Annotated in this window: 16 protein-coding genes; 12 read left to right on the plus strand and 4 right to left on the minus strand. The window is 70.9% G+C overall.

Features of this window, described 5'->3' with window-relative positions:
* The first annotated feature begins 85 nt into the window (after positions 1-85).
* The 6 genes from ACFY1U_RS27770 (at position 86) to ACFY1U_RS27795 (ending at position 6698) form a co-directional block, all read left to right on the plus strand.
* Positions 86-1036 (plus strand): hypothetical protein, encoded by a 951-nt coding sequence (locus ACFY1U_RS27770; RefSeq protein ID WP_390696815.1) that lies wholly within the window; start codon positions 86-88, stop codon positions 1034-1036.
* 70 nt (positions 1037-1106) lie between these two features.
* A complete protein-coding gene (locus tag ACFY1U_RS27775) occupies positions 1107-2561 on the plus strand; it encodes an amino acid permease (RefSeq protein ID WP_390696816.1) in 1455 nt (484 codons plus the stop codon).
* A 204-nt stretch (positions 2562-2765) separates the two neighbouring features.
* Positions 2766-4139 (plus strand): peptidase C39 family protein, encoded by a 1374-nt coding sequence (locus ACFY1U_RS27780; protein ID WP_390696817.1) that lies wholly within the window; start codon positions 2766-2768, stop codon positions 4137-4139.
* Between the two features lie 148 nt (positions 4140-4287).
* Entirely contained in the window at positions 4288-4422 is a 135-nt protein-coding gene (locus tag ACFY1U_RS27785; protein WP_365835488.1) for an SCO1431 family membrane protein, read from the plus strand.
* 122 nt (positions 4423-4544) lie between these two features.
* Positions 4545-5204, plus strand: a complete 660-nt coding sequence (locus ACFY1U_RS27790; RefSeq protein ID WP_390696818.1) for a TetR/AcrR family transcriptional regulator — start codon at positions 4545-4547, stop codon at positions 5202-5204.
* Positions 5205-5525: 321 nt separating this feature from the next.
* On the plus strand, positions 5526-6698 hold the full coding sequence (locus ACFY1U_RS27795) for an acyl-CoA dehydrogenase (protein WP_390696819.1): 1173 nt from the start codon (positions 5526-5528) through the stop codon (positions 6696-6698).
* On the opposite strand, the gene ACFY1U_RS27800 is transcribed toward ACFY1U_RS27795, so the two are convergent.
* Positions 6661-6909 (minus strand): hypothetical protein, encoded by a 249-nt coding sequence (locus tag ACFY1U_RS27800; RefSeq protein WP_390696820.1) that lies wholly within the window; start codon positions 6907-6909, stop codon positions 6661-6663. The two genes, ACFY1U_RS27795 and ACFY1U_RS27800, sit on opposite strands and share 38 nt — an antisense overlap.
* A gap of 139 nt (positions 6910-7048) precedes the next feature.
* Between ACFY1U_RS27800 and ACFY1U_RS27805 the strand changes: the two genes are divergently transcribed.
* Together ACFY1U_RS27805 and ACFY1U_RS27810 are read left to right on the plus strand one after the other, a co-directional pair.
* The gene (locus ACFY1U_RS27805; protein ID WP_390696821.1) at positions 7049-8149 is read left to right on the plus strand and encodes a hypothetical protein; all 1101 of its coding nucleotides are present in this window, start codon (positions 7049-7051) and stop codon (positions 8147-8149) included.
* A gap of 12 nt (positions 8150-8161) precedes the next feature.
* Positions 8162-9259, plus strand: a complete 1098-nt coding sequence (locus ACFY1U_RS27810; RefSeq protein WP_390696822.1) for a phosphotransferase family protein — start codon at positions 8162-8164, stop codon at positions 9257-9259.
* A gap of 10 nt (positions 9260-9269) precedes the next feature.
* On the opposite strand, the gene ACFY1U_RS27815 is transcribed toward ACFY1U_RS27810, so the two are convergent.
* Positions 9270-9704, minus strand: a complete 435-nt coding sequence (locus tag ACFY1U_RS27815; protein ID WP_390696823.1) for a hypothetical protein — start codon at positions 9702-9704, stop codon at positions 9270-9272.
* Between the two features lie 267 nt (positions 9705-9971).
* On the opposite strand from ACFY1U_RS27815, the gene ACFY1U_RS27820 reads away from it, so the two are divergent.
* From ACFY1U_RS27820 to fxsA, 4 genes are all read left to right on the plus strand, one after another.
* Positions 9972-10412, plus strand: a complete 441-nt coding sequence (locus ACFY1U_RS27820; protein ID WP_030946711.1) for an Lrp/AsnC family transcriptional regulator — start codon at positions 9972-9974, stop codon at positions 10410-10412.
* 78 nt (positions 10413-10490) lie between these two features.
* Positions 10491-12101: an amidohydrolase gene (locus tag ACFY1U_RS27825; RefSeq protein WP_390696824.1), complete on the plus strand. Its 1611-nt coding sequence runs from the start codon at positions 10491-10493 to the stop codon at positions 12099-12101.
* 537 nt (positions 12102-12638) lie between these two features.
* Entirely contained in the window at positions 12639-13433 is a 795-nt protein-coding gene (locus ACFY1U_RS27830) for a polyprenol monophosphomannose synthase (protein WP_390696825.1), read from the plus strand.
* A 96-nt stretch (positions 13434-13529) separates the two neighbouring features.
* A complete protein-coding gene (gene fxsA, locus ACFY1U_RS27835) occupies positions 13530-14087 on the plus strand; it encodes an FxsA family membrane protein (protein WP_390696826.1) in 558 nt (185 codons plus the stop codon).
* Positions 14088-14186: 99 nt separating this feature from the next.
* On the opposite strand, the gene ACFY1U_RS27840 is transcribed toward fxsA, so the two are convergent.
* Together ACFY1U_RS27840 and ACFY1U_RS27845 are read right to left on the minus strand one after the other, a co-directional pair.
* Positions 14187-14561, minus strand: a complete 375-nt coding sequence (locus ACFY1U_RS27840) for an RNA polymerase-binding protein RbpA (protein WP_003977404.1) — start codon at positions 14559-14561, stop codon at positions 14187-14189.
* Positions 14562-14828: 267 nt separating this feature from the next.
* Positions 14829-16163, minus strand: a complete 1335-nt coding sequence (locus ACFY1U_RS27845) for an MFS transporter (protein ID WP_390696827.1) — start codon at positions 16161-16163, stop codon at positions 14829-14831.
* Positions 16164-16183 lie beyond the last annotated feature (20 nt).

The following is a 16183-nucleotide window of genomic DNA, read 5'->3' on the forward strand; positions in this document are numbered from 1 at the left end:
CGAAAAGCGCGTTCCGGTTGCGCTCGTCGCTGAGTAAGGTGCTGGGTGCACCACTGCGAGGCGTCGTACGGGGAGACAGGAGCAGATGGCCGCTGGGTTATTCGAGGGGCAGTATGTGTGGCATCCGGCGGCCGATGACCGCTTGCTTGCGAGCGTATGCGTCGACGTACGCGCCGGCCGATACCGGAGCGCCCATGAAGCCCTCGCCGAAACACGCTCGGACTTCGGTCTGCGCGCCCACCGCTCCCTGGTCCTCGCCTCCGAGGCGGCCGACTCCGACCTCGCCGAGCGCTGGCTGGCCGAGGAGCCGACCCCCGAGGCGGCGCTGCTGTGGGCGCGGGTGGCGGTGCTGCGGGCGGTGCGCGCCGCCGACGCGAGAGACGATCGGGCCGAGGCGCTGGAGCGGATCGCGCTGACCGCCTGCGACCGGGCGGCGGCGATGAACCCGGCTGATCCCACGCCCTGGGCGGCCCGGCTGGCCATGGCCCGGCTGCACCGGCTGACCGACCCCGCCCCGCGCGGGCTGCTCACCGCACCGCCCGGCCCCTGGCGGCTGTTCGCGCACGTCCTGTCCCTCGACCCCTGGCACCGCGAGGCCCACCACCGCTTCCTGGCCTGCTTCTTCACCCGCCACGGCGGCTCCGTAAACGCCGCCTGGGACGTCGCCGCCTTCCTCGGCCAGCGTGCACCCGCCGACTCCCCGCTGCGCCTGCTGCCCCTCGTCGCCCTCGTCGAGAGCTACAACCCGACCCAGTTGCTCGCCGACCGCGTCTGGGAGCAGCCGCAGTGGCGCTCCACCGCCCTCGCGATCTACCAGAACTGGCTGCCCACGATGCCCGGTTACCGCTTCACGCCGGTGCTCGACCTGGCCTACCTGGCACACGCCCTGGTCATGGGCAAGCGCGAGTTCGAGGCCCGCGCGGTCTTCGCGGCCATGGGGCCGTACGCCTCCCGCATGCCCTGGTCCGCCTTCGGGGAGCCGGCCGACCAGCTCTCCCGCGCCCGCCGCGCCTGCGGCCTCCCCGTTCCCCCGTAGACCCCCCCGCAGAGAGAAAGGCCGAACTGTGCCGGAACGGATATCGGACGACGACGCCGTACTTCATGAGATGGGGTACCCGAGAAAACTCACCCGTCGCTTTCAGGCGTTCGACAATTTCGCCATCTCATTCACCATCATCAACATCATTTCGGGAATCTTCTCCAGCTTCGGATTCGGGCTGAATGCCGGAGGGCCCCGCATTCTCGTCTTCGGCTGGATCGGCGTCTCCGTCATGGTCCTCTTCGTCGGTCTCGCCATGGCGGAAGTCGCCTCCGCCTATCCGACGAGCGGCGCCCTGTATTTCTCCGCCGGTAAACTCGCCAGACGGCACAAGGGAGCCTGGTCCTGGTACACCGGCTGGCTGAACTTCGTGGGACAGATCGGCGGCACCGCCGCCACCGGCTACGCCGCCGCCACCTTCATCCAGGCCTTCATCGCCCTGCAGTGGCCCTCCTATGTGCCGACCACCCACCAGACGGTGCTGATCACGGCACTGCTCATCGTGCTGCAGGGACTGGCCAACACCTACACCGTCCAGCTGGTCGCGCTGCTCAACCGGATCTCCGTGTGGTGGCTGCTGATCGGTCTCGTGGTGATCGTGGGCGCACTGATCGTCGGACCCGACCGGCACCAGTCGGCCTCGTTCGTCGCGCATTTCGCGAACAACACCGGTTTCACGAACGGGCTTTACGGCGGGATGCTCGGCCTGCTCGTCACCAGCTGGACCTTCACCGGCTTCGACGGCAGCTTCCACATGTCCGAGGAAACGGTGCGGGCCACGGTCAACGCCCCGAAGGGGATCACACGTGCGATCGGCTACTCGGCGATCACCGGTCTGATCCTGATGCTTGCACTGGTCTACAGCATTCACGACTACGACCATGTGGCGGGCGCATCCGCTCCGCCCGTCCAGATTCTCATCGACGGTCTCGGCCTGACCACCGCCAAGGTGCTCCTGCTGATCGTGATCGGCGCGATGCTCTTCTGCGGTCTCGCCAATCTCACCAGCAACACCCGGCAGATCTTCGCCTTCTCGCGCGACGGCGCCATGCCCGGCTCGCGGCTGTGGCACTCGGTCTCGCCGCGCACCCGCACCCCCGTCAAGGCCGTCTGGCTCGCGGTCGCCTGCTCGCTGGCCCTGGTCCTGCCCGGCTGGTGGTCGCACACGGCGTTCACCGCCATCGTCAGTGTCAACGTCGTCGGGCTCTTCCTCGCCTATGCCGTGCCGATCCTGCTCCGCCTGAGCCTCGGCGACGAGTTCCAGCGGGGGCCGTGGCACCTGGGCCGCTGGAGCACGCCCGTCGGTGTGATCGCGGTGGCCTGGGTCCTGCTCAGCAGCATCCTGTTCATGCTCCCGCAGGCCTCGCCGATCACCGTCGACTCCTTCAACTACGCGCCGATCGCCCTCGTCGTCGTGCTGGTCGTCGCCACCGTCTGGTGGTTCGCCACCGCCCGCCGCCGCTTCCAGGGGCCGGTCAGCTACGGCCGCCCCGACGAGGTGGCGGCGATGGACCTGATCTGAGTTCCGGACCCGGCGCGCGTCCGCGTGCGCCGGGCCGGACGGCCCAGCAGGTCACGCCAGTGGTCCAGGCCAATATTGGTGGGCGTGGCATGGCCCGAAGTGCTGGCAGGAGGCCCCGCCCGCAGCCATAGTTGGCGCACAACGATGCAGCGCAACCACGCATTTGGACCTGCCCGACTCGGACACCTGGGGGTCGTTCCACCCATGAGCAGAGCCGAACAGCCGTCCCGCAGAACAGTCCTCGCCGCCGCGGTGGCCGCCGTGGTGGTGGGCCCCGCCGTCACCGCGGACGTGGCCGACGCCGAGGAGTCCGCCGTGGTCCCGACCCTTCGCGACTCCGCGGGGACCCCCACGGTCGACTACCACTCCTGGACCTCGTACCAGGACTGGCGTGCCGGCGCCGCGCGGGGCACCCGTGCCGTCGCGGGCGCCCGCCCCGGCGTGGTGATCGCCGCCCCGGCCGGCACCACCGACTACACCGACCCGCACACCGGCACGACCGCCACCTGGGAGTACGCGACCTGGACGTCCCCCGTCCACCGGCTCCGCGTCCCCGCCACCGAGGTGATCGCCTCCTGGAACGCGCACACCCCGGCGGGCACCTGGCTCCAGGTCGAACTGCACGGAACGTACTCCGACGGCACACAGACCCCCTGGTACGTGATGGGCCGCTGGGCGGCCGGCGACCAGGACATCAAGCGGACCTCGGTGGACGACCAGAAGGACGGCAAGAGCGCCGTCTGGACGGACACCTTCGCGATCGACGACGCCACGACCGGCCTGCGCCTGGTCTCGTACCGCCTCCGTCTCACCCTCCACCGCAAGCCGGGCACCAAGCTCACCCCGACCGTGTGGCGGCTCGGCGCGATGGGCTCGGACGTCCCCGACCGCTTCACCGTCCCGGCCTCCACGCCCGGCCTCGCCCGGGAACTGATCGTCCCGCGCTACTCGCAGGAGATCCACAAGGGCCAGTACCCCGAGTACGACAACGGTGGCGAGGCCTGGTGCAGCCCCACCTCCTCACAGATGATCATCGAGTACTGGGGCGGCCGGCTCACCCCCGAGCAACTGGCCTGGGTGGACCCGAGCTATGCCGACCCCCAGGTCGACCACGCGGCCCGCTTCACCTACGACTACCAGTACGAGGGCTGCGGCAACTGGCCCTTCAACGCCGCCTACGCGGCTACGTACAAGGACCTGCAGGGCGTGGTCACCCGGCTCGGCTCGCTCACCGACCTGGAGACACTGATCGCGGCCGGCATCCCGGCCATAACGTCCCAGTCGTTCCTCAAGGAGGAGCTGACGGGGGCGGGTTACGGCACCGCGGGGCACCTGATGACCGTCATCGGCTTCACCGCCGACGGCGATGTGATCGCCAACGACCCGTTCTCGCCGAGCGACGGCGCCGTGCGGCGGGTCTACAAGCGGCGCGAGTGGGAGAACATCTGGCTCAGGACCAAGCGGTACAACGCCTCCGGCAAGGTCGTCTCCGGCACCGGCGGCGTCTGCTACCTGTACTTCCCGGCCCGGCCCACACCCCGCCAGCGCAAGGCGCTCGCGAGGGTCGGCGTGCGCTGAACGCCAGGCGGAAGGCCCGGGGAAGGGGACCTTCCGCCTGTGACCGACGTCTCCGCCGCGAAAGTCCCTCCCGATGGCAAGGTGGACAGAGCCCCTGGAGGAGAACCCCTGGGGGAGTTCACCGCCCGCCCGACCTCAGCGAGACGCCATGACCGCACACCCGGCCGCCGCCGCCCGCACCGGCGGCCCCGAGCAGGACGGCCCGAAGATCCTCGAGCACGTCATGGGCTGGACCCTCGTCATGGTCGTCGCGATGCTCGTCACCCAGCTCGGCCTGCTGTGAACTGACGCCGGCAGAGCCCCGTTCTTCCCGGCGGCCACACGTCGAGTGGACTCGAACGAGTGGACGTGGTTGTTCTGACATACTGCGGATGTCCCGCAGCCTGCCCGAGACCAGGGTCGAAATTGAAGATCAGCCAACAGAGCGACGCCACCCGGCCCCGGGCGCGCGGCACCGAGCGCTCGCTGGCGCGCCGAGCCGAACTCATCGCCATCGGGCGGAAGCTGTTCGCCGACACGTCGTACGACGCGCTCTCGATGGACGACATCGCACGGCAGGCGCGTGTCGCCAAGGGGCTGATCTACTACTACTTCCAGTCCAAGCGCGGCTACTACCTGGCGATCATCAACGATTCGGTCGCCGACCTGGTCACCTTCGCGGCGAGCGAGATCGAACTGGAGCAGCTGGACCGGGTCCATCGCACGATGGAGGGCTATCTGCGCTACGCCGAGCACAACCAGGCCGCCTTCCGTGCGATCGTCAGCGGCGGCGTCGGCTTCGATGCCGAGGTGCACGCCATCCGGGACGGTGTGCGGGAGGCGATAGTGGCGACCGTCGCCGAGGGGGCGTACGGCCGCACGGACATCGCCCCGCTGGCCCGCATGGGCCTGTTCGCCTGGGTGTGCGGCGTGGAGGGCGCCACCCTCGACTGGATCGACCGCCCCCGGCTGTCCCGCGAACAGATGCGCGAACTCCTGGTCAAGCAGCTCGGCGGCGCCCTGCGCGCCATCGAGGAACTGGACCCGGCCTACCCCACTCCGGCCCCGGCCCGCCGCGACACCTGACCGAGGAGCGAAGGCTCCCGCACGCCCGGACCCCCCTGGTTCCTGTACGCCACCTCCGTCTCGCCGAGGCCCAGGCGCATCCCGTCACGTTGCGCTGGACATCGCGTGCGGTCGGTGCCCGGGATATTCTTGAAGTAAGCGGTCGTTAACTGGTGACGGGATGCCTGCGATCGGGCATACTCACAGCGCACAGCCGCTGGTCAGCAGCTTCCGAGACCCGGGAGAGCGGAGCATCGGCCGGCCCCAGGAAGACCCGGCGGAGCCGCCCCCACCCAAGGCGCACGTCGGCCGATGTGCCCGAACAGGGAGGAGAGCGTCGCCATGCCCGACCGCGCCCCGCAGCCGGTGGACCGTCAACTGCCCACGGACGAGGCCCGGGATCTGATCTCGCTCGTCCGCGACATCGCCCAGCGCGAGATCGCCCCGAAGGCGGCCGAGGAAGAGGACGCCGGACGCTTCCCGCGCGAGGTCTTCACGCTGCTGTCCCAGGCGGGACTGCTCGGCCTGCCGTACGACTCCGAGTACGGCGGCGGCGACCAGCCCTACGAGGTCTACCTCCAGGTCCTCGAAGAACTCGCCGCGGCCCGCCTCACCGTCGGCCTCGGCGTCAGCGTGCACACGCTCGCCTCCTACGCGCTAGCCGCCTACGGCACCAAGGAACAGCAGGTCGAGCACCTGCCCGCGATGCTGGGCGGCGGCCTGCTCGGCGCCTACTGCCTGTCCGAGCCGTCGTCCGGCTCCGATGCCGCCTCTCTTCGTACGAGGGCGGTGCGCGACGGCGAGGACTGGGTGATCACCGGCACGAAGGCCTGGATCACGCACGGCGGTATCGCCGACTTCTACACGGTCATGGCCCGCACGGGGGAGGAGGGGCCGCGCGGCATCACCGCCTTCCTGGTCCCGGGCGACGCCGAGGGCCTGAGCGGCGCGGTGCCCGAGAAGAAGATGGGGATGAAGGGCTCACCCACCGCGCAGGTGCACCTCGACGGGGTCCGCGTCCCGGACGAGCGGCGCGTCGGCGAGGAGGGCCAGGGCTTCGCGATCGCCCTGGCCTCGCTCGACTCCGGCCGGCTCGGCATCGCCGCCTGCGCGATCGGCCTCGCCCAGGCGGCGCTGGACGAGGCGGTCGCGTACGCCACCGGGCGGCAGCAGTTCGGGCGGCCCATCGCCGACTTCCAGGGACTGCGCTTCATGCTCGCCGACATGGCGACCCAGATCGAGGCGGGCCGGGCCCTGTATCTGGCGGCGGCGCGGCTGCGCGACGCCGGGCGGCCGTTCGCCAAGCAGGCGGCCATGGCCAAGCTGCACTGCACCGACACCGCGATGAAGGTGACCACGGACGCCGTCCAGGTCCTCGGCGGGTACGGCTACACGGCGGACTTCCCGGTGGAGCGCTATATGCGCGAGGCCAAGGTGCTGCAGATCGTCGAGGGCACCAACCAGATCCAGCGGATGGTCATCGCCCGTCACCTTGCGGGTCCTGAAACGCGCTGAACTGCCCTCGGGTGACCTGCGGGGCCGCCAGTCTGATCCACTCCGGGTCGTGGCGGCCCGGCAGGGTGCGGCCCCGGTCGGCCCAGACGCGCATCAGATCGCGGTAGATCGGCGGGTCCTGCAGATGCGGCGGCACCGGCAGGGCCGTTCCTGCGGGCGGCGGAACGAACACGCGGCGCTGACGCCCGATCACGGAATAGGTGGGGGTCATACCAGGGCAACGCGGAGGTAGGCGGACAGGTCACCCATCCGCGGAATCGAGCGTGAGTTCCCGGACGTCCGGCTCCCTCTCTGGCCTCCGCCAGCTGTCTGACGTACCGTCAGCCCAGCCGTCTTCAGGGAGGTTTGGCGTGGCCGACGACCGCCCCGTACCACTCGACGAGTACCCCGTGCACCAGGTCCCGCTGTCCATGAAGCACGTGGCGACCGGGGACCGGAACGCCTACGACCGCTGCATCTTCCACGTCCTCGACCACGAGGGGCGCGCGCTGCTCATCGTGGGCCTCGGCGTCTACCCGAACCTCGGCGTGATGGACGCGTACGCGACCCTGCGGACCGGGGACGCCCTGCACGCCGTGCGCGCCTCGGACGCCCTCGGCGAGGACCGCATGCGGCTCGCCGTCGGTCCGCTCAGGATCGAGGTCGAGGAGCCGCTGCGGCGGCTGCGACTGGTGGGTGACGACGACCTGTTGTCGTACGACCTCACCTGGACCGCCGGCTTCCCCGCCCTGTGGGAACCCCACCACCTCCAGCGCCGCGGTGACCGGCTCACCCTCGAAGGGCGCCGCTTCGTCCAGGCGGGCGGCGTGGAGGGCGTGATCCGTGCCGCGGGTGAGGAGTTCCGGGTCACCGCCGGAGGGTGGACCGGCACCCGCGACCGCAGCTGGGGGGTGCGGCCCATACCGGGGGAGGAGGGCGGCCGCCTCGCGGAGGAGCACCCCACCGAGGGCTTCCACTGGCTGTGGTGCCCGGTGCGCTTCGAGGACCGCTTCCTCATGGTCATCGTCCAGGAGGACGCCGACGGCCACCGCTCCCTGAACGACGCCACCCTGATCCGGCCCGGCCACCGTGACCGGCAACTCGGCTGGCCGCAGCCCGAGATCACCTACCGCTCCGGCACCCGCCACCCGGACCGCGCCCTCATCCACCTCGGCGACCTGCGCAAACCCCAGGAACTTGAGGTCGAGATCCTCACCTCCTCACCGCTCGCGATCGGCGCCGGCTACCCGCCCGCCGACGACTGGCAGCACGGCACCTGGCGCGGCCGCGGCTGGACGGACCGCCGTACCTACGACCTGACGCAGCCGCACGCCCTGGCCGCCTACGGGGTCACCGACCATGCCGCCCGCTTCCGGCTGGACGGGCGGACGGGCCACGGCATCTTCGAGCACGGTTCGTTCGGGCGGCACGATCCGAGCGGGTTCACGGACTTCACTTCGGTCGCACCGTAGGCGGTATGTGACATGGCACCCACTGCACCCCGCCCCCGCACCACCACCCGAGACCCGGAGGAGCTCGCCCGCCGCCTGACCGCCTGGCTGTCGACCCGGCTGCCCGGCGCCAAGGCGGCCGGCGTCACCGTCCCCGAGTCCAACGGCATGTCCAGCGAGACCCTGCTCTTCGACATCGAACACCCCGAACCGCCCGTGCGCCGCTGCGCGTTGAGGCTCGCCGCGGACCCGGCGGCGTACACCGTCTTCCCGGTGTACGACATGCGGCGCCAGTACCGCACGATGCGCGTCGTGGCGGAGCACTCGGACCTGCCCGTGCCGAAGGTGCTGTGGCTGGAGGAGGATCCCGGGCCGCTCGGGGCGCCGTTCTTCGTGATGGAGCGCGTCGAGGGCCGTGTGCCGCCCGACGTCATGCCCTACACCTACGAGGGCAACTGGCTGCACGCGGCGAGCGACGCCGAGCGCGAGCACCTGGAGGCCGCCTCCATCGGGCTGCTGGCCCGACTGCACGACCAAGTGCCGCCGGAGACCGCCGAGTTCCTCGCGTTCCCGGGCGAGGGCGACGCCCTGCGCCGCCATGTCACCGCCCAACGCGCCTACTACGACTGGGTCGTCGACGGACGCGCCCGCTCACCGCTCATCGAGGCCGCGTTCGACCGGCTGGCCGAGCTCTGGCCGAGCGATCCGGGCACACCGGTGCTCAACTGGGGCGACGCACGCATCGGGAACGTCGTCTACGACGGCTTCGAGCCCGCCGCCGTCCTCGACTGGGAGATGGCCGCCCTGGCCCCGCGCGAGGTCGACCTCGGCTGGACCGTCTATCTGCACCGCTTCTTCCAGGACCTCACGGTCGCCTTCGGCCAGCCGGGTCTGCCGGACTTCCTGCGCCGCGACCGGATCGAGGCCCGTTACGCCGAACTCACCGGCCACACACCGCGCGACATGGACTTCCACACCCTGTACGCAGCGCTGCGGCACGCGATCGTCATGCTGCGTGTCGCGTACCGGCAGGTGCACTTCGGTGAGGCAGCCGTTCCGGCGGATCCGGACACACTGATCCTGCACCACGGCAGCCTGCGGGCCATGGTGCAGGGCAGCTACTGGAAGTGAGCGAGGCGGTTCAGGCAGCCTGACGGCGCATCGCCGGCACCCGCATCGGGCGCGAGCCCGGGCCGCCGACGTGCGAGAACGGCTGCGTCCGCCAGTCGAGCCCCTGAGGGAGCGTCAACAGCAGGGCGGTGTCCTGCTCCTGGGCCTCGGCCGACTCGTCCGCGGAACGGGCCTCGGCCGCCCGGCGGCCGGTGCCGGCGCAGACCGTGAGGCCGAACGGGTTCCACGGCGAGGCGCACAGCGCGTGCTCCGGCAGGACCTGCTCGTCCGCCAGCAGGGCGATGGGCTGCGCGCAGTCCGGGCAGATCACCCGGTACATCTCGAAGGTGTCGTACGCGTCGAGTTCGTCCTCGAAGGCGTCGGGTTCGACGCCCTCCGGCTCGGGCTCGACGACGGCCTGGAGCCGCTTGGGTGCGGTACGACCAGGGCGCTTAAGACTCTGCATGGGTTCTCCCCCTCGGGCTGGGCCGTTCGGGCACTGCGGCCTCGACCACAGCAAGCACTTCCCGCCCCGTCTCGGCGGTAATCACGAGAGCATCACGGAGACGTCTCGGCGGCTGTGTCCTTCGTCACATGCCGCCCGCAGGTGCCCGGGGCGGACGTTTTGTCCCCCGGACGGCTCACAGAGAGCTCTCGGGCACATCACAAAGCGGGTATGACCTGGACTGCTCAGGTATCGGAGGAGATCAAGCGCACTGTAGGTTCTTGCGTCATGGAGGAGCTGGACCGTCAAATCGTGCAGCTGCTCGTCAAGGACGGGCGGATGAGCTACACAGACCTGGGCAAGGCCACGGGCCTGTCCACGTCGGCCGTGCACCAGCGGGTGCGGCGGCTTGAACAGCGTGGCGTCATCCGCGGCTATGCCGCGGTGGTCGACCCCGAGGCCGTCGGGCTGCCCATGACCGCGTTCATCTCGGTCAAACCCTTCGACCCCAGCGCCCCCGACGACATCTCGGACCGCCTCGCCGGGGTCCCCGAGATCGAGGCCTGCCACAGCGTCGCGGGCGACGAGAACTACATCCTCAAGGTGCGGGTGGCCACACCGCACGAGCTGGAGGAGCTGCTGGCGCGGCTGCGCACGCTGGCGGGTGTCTCGACGCGTACGACGGTGGTCCTCTCCACGCCGTACGAGGCCCGGCCGCCGCGGATCTGACCGGCCCGGGGGCAGGACGGCCGGGACGAGGCCGACCTGCGTACCTGGCGGCACCGGTGACGCGCGAGACTGTTCCCCATGACTGAGCGCAGCCCCGAGCCGAAGACCGTCCTGCTCCGCCGTGGAGAGGTCCACAGCCCCGCCGACCCCTTCGCGACCGCGATGGTCGTGGAGCGCGGCCAGGTCGCCTGGGTCGGTTCGGAGGGCGCCGCGGACGCCTTCGCGGACGGTGTCGACGAGGTGGTCGACCTGGACGGCGCCCTCGTCACCCCGGCCTTCACCGACGCCCATGTGCACACCACCTCCACCGGCCTCGCGCTCACCGGCCTCGACCTGTCCGACGCGCCCTCCCTGGAGGCGGCCCTCGCCCTGGTACGGGACTTCGCCGTGTCCCGCCCGCAGGACAAGGTGCTGCTCGGGCACGGCTGGGACGCCGCCCGCTGGCCCGGCGGCCGCCCCCCGACGCGCTCGGAACTGGACGAGGCGACCGGAGGCCGTCCCCTCTATCTCTCCCGGATCGACGTCCACTCGGCGGTCGTCACCACGGCCCTGCTCGACCTGGCCCCCGGTGTCGGCGCAGCGGACGGCCCGGTGACCGCCGACGCCCACCACGCCGTACGCGCCGCCGCGTTCGCAGCCGTGACGCCGGCCCAGCGCGCCGACGCCCAGCGCACCGCGCTCGCACACGCCGCCTCCCTCGGTATCGGCTCGGTCCACGAGTGCGCGGGACCGGAGATCTCCTCCGAGGACGACTTCACCGGACTGCTCCGGCTCGCGGCCGTAGAGCCGGGACCGCGAGTGATCGGCTACTGGGCGGAACAGGCCGAAGAAGGGGTGGAGAAGGCGCGCGAACTGGGCGCGGTGGGCGCGGCGGGTGACCTCTTCGCGGACGGCTCCCTCGGCTCGCACACCGCCTGTCTGCACACGCCGTACACCGACGCCGACCACACGGGCACCGCCTACCTGGATGCCGCCGCGATCGCCGCCCACGTCGTGGCCTGCACCGAGGCGGGCCTGCAGGCGGGCTTCCACGCGATCGGCGACGCGGCCGTGACCACGGTCGTGGACGGGGTGCGCGCCGCCGCCGAGAAGGTCGGCCTGGCCCGCGTCCGCGCCGCCCGCCACCGCGTCGAGCACGCCGAGATGCTCACCCCCGAGACGATCGCGGCCTTCGCCGAACTGGGCCTGACCGCCTCCGTGCAGCCCGCCTTCGACGCGCTGTGGGGCGGCGAGGACGGCATGTACGCGCAGCGCCTGGGCGCCGACCGGGCCCGCACCCTGAACCCGTTCGCGGCCCTGCTCAGGGCCGGCGTCCCGCTCGCGTTCGGCTCCGACAGTCCCGTCACCCCGCTCGACCCGTGGGGCACCGTGCGCGCCGCCGCCTTCCACCGCACACCGGAGCACCGCGTCTCCGTCCGGGCCGCGTTCACGGCCCACACACGCGGTGGCTGGCGGGCGATCGGGCGGGACGACGCGGGCGTCCTGGTGCCCGGCGCACCCGCCGACTACGCGGTGTGGCGCACCGACGAGCTGGTGGTCCAGGCCCCCGACGACCGGGTCGCCCGCTGGTCCACCGACCCCCGCTCCGGCACCCCCGGCCTGCCCGACCTGAGCCCCGGCCGCGACCTGCCGGTCTGTCTGCGCACCGTGGTCGGCGGGCGGACGGTGTTCGTACGGCCGGGCGAGTGATCTCCCGGGGTGGCGCGGCGCCGATCGACGCCCCCGGCGGCGTCGCACGACCTGCGTATCCTCCGCCCTGACCAGGGCATTGATGCAAAATGCGCAGGTCAAACGGCTGTTGACAGCCGATGGCAGGGGGCCGGTAGGTTCGGCCGAGTCCACCACCGGACGCCCGACCGGGGAACTTCCGCGCACTCGTCGCAGCGCCGCTGGGTCAGGGACGGTGTGCCGCACCGGGGCACCGCCACTGGGAGCCAGGCTCAGCGCCCGCGCCGCGACGGGAGGAGAGTTCCGGCCGGTCGGGGAGGTGCGACCCGGGTGGGGCCCGGGCTCAGTAGACAACGGCTTTCGGTCGACCCGCAGCCAGCGGGCCCCAGGTCGGCCCGAAGGGCGCCGGGCCCCCATCCGTAGATCCGCGCATGCGCCCGAAAACGCGCTCTTACCCCGCTCTTGTGGAATCGACACCACTATACGAACGTCCTGTCGCGTCATCGCAGGCCGTGGCCACTATGGTGGACGTCTGCGTACGGACACGAAGGGGCAGCAGTGAACGACGGCGACGGGACCCTCACGGCAAAGGCCCAAGGGAGGCAGTTCGGCCCGCTCGGCACGGCCTTGGTGATCATTCCGACCTACAACGAGGCGGAGAACATCAAGTCCATCGTCGGCCGGGTGCGGAAGGCGGTCCCCGAGGCTCACGTCCTCGTGGCCGACGACAACAGCCCCGACGGCACCGGCAAGCTCGCCGACGAACTGGCCGTTGAGGACGACCACGTCCAGGTGCTGCACCGCAAGGGCAAGGAGGGCCTCGGCGCCGCCTACCTCGCGGGCTTCCGCTGGGGCCTGGACAACGGCTACGGCGTGCTGGTCGAGATGGACGCCGACGGCTCCCACCAGCCCGAGGAACTGCCCCGGCTGCTCACCGCGCTCAAGACCGCCGACCTGGTCCTCGGCTCCCGCTGGGTGCCCGGCGGCCGGGTGGTGAACTGGCCCAAGAGCCGCGAGTTCATCTCCCGCGGCGGCAGCCTCTACTCCCGTCTCGCGCTCGGCCTCCCGCTGCGCGACATCACCGGCGGCTACCGCGCCTTCCGCCGCGAGACCCTCGAGGGCCTCGGCCTCGACGAGGTCGCCTCCCAGGGCTACTGCTTCCAGGTCGACCTGGCCCGCCGCGCGGTCAAGGCCGGCTACCACGTCGTCGAGGTGCCCATCACCTTCGTCGAGCGTGAACTGGGCGACTCCAAGATGAGCCGCGACATCCTCGTCGAGGCCCTGTGGCGGGTCACGGCATGGGGCGTGGGCGAGCGGGTCGCCAAGGTCACGGGCCGCGGCAAGAAGGCCTGACCGCCGTCCGTCCGCGCACGGCCCGCGTACGGTCCCTCAGGCGCGGTTGATCATTCGCTTACGCCGCACTGAGGCGGGCCCAGGCACACTGGACGTATGACGACAGGTGCTCCGACCCCCACGTATCCCGCTCGGCCCCGGCGCTCCCGGCTGCGGACCTTTCTGCCGCTCGGCGTCGCGGCCTGGCTGGTGCTGGAGATCTGGCTGCTGACCGTGGTCGCGGGCGCCTCGAGCGGGTTCACCGTGTTCCTGCTGCTGCTCGCGGGCTTCGTGTGCGGAGCTGCCGTGATCAAGAAGGCGGGCCGGCGTGCTTTCCAGAACCTCAATGAGGCGCTGCAGCGCGGCGGCACCCCGCAGAGCGGCGGCGGCAACGGCCTGCTGATGCTCGGCGGTCTGCTCCTGATGATCCCCGGCCTGATCTCGGACGCCGTGGGTCTGCTGCTGCTGATCCCCCCGGTGCAGAAGGCCCTGAGCCGTTTCACCGAGCGCGCCCTCGACCGCAAGCTGCGCGAGGCCGGTCCCGGCAGCTTCGGTGACGCCTTCCAGCAGGTCCGCATCCACCGCCCCGACGGCAAGGTCGTCCAGGGCGAGGTCATCAGGGACGAGCCGGGTGGCGACACCCCGCAGACCCCGCGCCCGCCGCTGACCCGCTGAGAACGCGGCGGAACACACGACTGCGGGCGTCCACGCGCATTCGCGTGGACGCCCGCAGTCGCTTGCGTGCGTAGTAGGTCCGCCCGACCCCGGCAGGAACTAGGCCGACTTGCGGCTGTCCCGCGGGTGAACCGCGATGTTCATCGCGCCCGAACGGAGAACGGCCAGACGCTCCTCGAGGACCTCTTCGAGTTCCTCGCGGGTGCGCCGCTCCATCAGCATGTCCCAATGCGTACGCGCGGGCTTGGCCTTCTTTTCCTCAGGGCCGTCGCCGTCAACGAGGAGTGCCTGGGCCCCGCAGACCTTGCACTCCCACTCCGGCGGGATCTCCGCCTCGACCGAGAAGGGCATCTCGAACCGGTGCCCCTTCTCGCATGCGTACTCCACGGCCTGGCGCGGGGCCAGGTCGATGCCGCGGTCCGTCTCGTAGCTGGTCACCACGAGGCGCGTGCCGCGAAGAGCTCGCTCACTCATGAATCGTGCCTCCCGGGCTTGTCGCCCACAGGACAGGTGTCGCTGTCGTCGTCATCCGGTCAACGTCCGGTCGGCGGTAAAGATTCCCGTTCCGTGTCCCGTTCCGGGTCATGCGTCGCCGTCGTAGCCGCCCCTTGTTGTACCCACCAGCGCCCGGTTTGTCACATCTGCTAGCAGATGTCACCCAGCGTTTCGGCATCTTTGACGCGCAGTAACGGTACGCCTGGCAGGCCAAACGCGTACACTACAGCCCTTTCGCCGCGAGTGCTAAATCCTCTCCGGAACCGGATTGCCCGCATCCAAGATCGCCTGCCGTACCGGAACCCTTGCGAGCAGGGCAAATCCGATGACGAAGAAGGCCACGAGCGAGATGATCGCGTCGCGATAACTTCCCGTCAGCTGGTAGGTGATCCCGAACAGAAGGGGTCCGAGCCAGCTCATGCCCCGGTCGCTCATCTCGTACGCCGAGAAGTACTCGGCCTCCTTGCCGGGCGGGACCAGATGCGAGAACAGCGAGCGGGACAGGGCCTGGCTGCCGCCCAGCACGAGACCGATCCCGGCCGCCAGCACGAAGAACCACACCGGCGCCCCGGCCGGCAGGAAGTATCCCGCTGCCAAGGTCACCGTCCACGCCACCAGCGAACCGAGGATGGTGCGCTTGGCTCCGTACGTCCGGGCCAGCCTTCCCATCCCCAGCGCGCCCGCCACCGCCAGCACCTGGACCATCAGCACGGCCGTGATCAGCGTGGACTGGCTCAGGCCCAGCTCCTGGGAGCCGTAGACCGATGCCTGGGAGATCACCGTCTGGATGCCGTCGTTGTAGATGAGGTAGGCGAGCAGGAAGCCCAGGGTGAGCGGTTTGCCGCGCATGTCCCGGACGGTGGACGCCAGCTGCCGCCAGCCGTGCACCGCGGGCGCCGACGACGTCGTACGGCGGTCGCGCAGCCGCTTCAGCGGTACGAGGGTGAAGGCACCCCACCACAGCCCCGCGGAGGCCAGGCAGATGCGGACCGCCGTCGACTCGGAGACGCCGAAGGAGTCGTGCCCGGTGAACAGCACCAGATTCACGATCAGCATCGACGAGCCGGCCGCGTAGCCGAAGGCCCAGCCGCGCGAGGAGACCCGGTCGCGGTCCTCGGGCGGCGCGATCTGCGGCAGGTAGGAGTTGTAGACGACCATCGAGACGGCCACGGACGAGTTGGCGACGATCAGCAGGAGACCGCCCAGCAGATAGCGGTCCCCGGACAGGAAGAACAGGCCCGTGGTGGCCGTCGCGCCCACGTAGGCGCAGGCGGCCAGCAGCGGCTTCTTCCGCCCCGTGCGGTCGGCGGCCGCGCCCACCAGCGGCATCACGAGGATCGACACGATCACGGACGCGGAGACGCAGTAGGCGAAGAACGACCCGGCGCGCACCGGGATGCCCAGCGGATGCACGAAACCGTCCGCGTCCGCCGCCGACTTGGCGACCGCCGTCAGATAGGGACCCAGGAACACGGTGAGCACGCTCGTCGAGTAGACGGAGCAGGCCCAGTCGTAGAAGTACCAGCCGCGCTGCTCGCGCCGCCGGTCGATGACGTCCGTCCGCACGGTGTCGGTGCTCACCCGTGCCCTCGCTTCCCCGC

The organism is Streptomyces sp. NPDC001351, from assembly GCF_042896045.1.
GTDB lineage: Bacteria > Actinomycetota > Actinomycetes > Streptomycetales > Streptomycetaceae > Streptomyces.

Coding starts and splice junctions, on each gene's coding strand:
- ACFY1U_RS27770 (WP_390696815.1), top strand. CDS start 86: ATGGCCGCTGGGTTATTCGAGGGGCAGTATGTGTGGCATCCGGCGGCC.
- ACFY1U_RS27775 (WP_390696816.1), top strand. CDS start 1,107: ATGGGGTACCCGAGAAAACTCACCCGTCGCTTTCAGGCGTTCGACAAT.
- ACFY1U_RS27780 (WP_390696817.1), top strand. CDS start 2,766: ATGAGCAGAGCCGAACAGCCGTCCCGCAGAACAGTCCTCGCCGCCGCG.
- ACFY1U_RS27785 (WP_365835488.1), top strand. CDS start 4,288: ATGACCGCACACCCGGCCGCCGCCGCCCGCACCGGCGGCCCCGAGCAG.
- ACFY1U_RS27795 (WP_390696819.1), top strand. CDS start 5,526: ATGCCCGACCGCGCCCCGCAGCCGGTGGACCGTCAACTGCCCACGGAC.
- ACFY1U_RS27800 (WP_390696820.1), bottom strand. CDS start 6,909: ATGACCCCCACCTATTCCGTGATCGGGCGTCAGCGCCGCGTGTTCGTT.
- ACFY1U_RS27810 (WP_390696822.1), top strand. CDS start 8,162: ATGGCACCCACTGCACCCCGCCCCCGCACCACCACCCGAGACCCGGAG.
- ACFY1U_RS27815 (WP_390696823.1), bottom strand. CDS start 9,704: ATGCAGAGTCTTAAGCGCCCTGGTCGTACCGCACCCAAGCGGCTCCAG.
- ACFY1U_RS27820 (WP_030946711.1), top strand. CDS start 9,972: ATGGAGGAGCTGGACCGTCAAATCGTGCAGCTGCTCGTCAAGGACGGG.
- ACFY1U_RS27825 (WP_390696824.1), top strand. CDS start 10,491: ATGACTGAGCGCAGCCCCGAGCCGAAGACCGTCCTGCTCCGCCGTGGA.
- fxsA (WP_390696826.1), top strand. CDS start 13,530: ATGACGACAGGTGCTCCGACCCCCACGTATCCCGCTCGGCCCCGGCGC.
- ACFY1U_RS27840 (WP_003977404.1), bottom strand. CDS start 14,561: ATGAGTGAGCGAGCTCTTCGCGGCACGCGCCTCGTGGTGACCAGCTAC.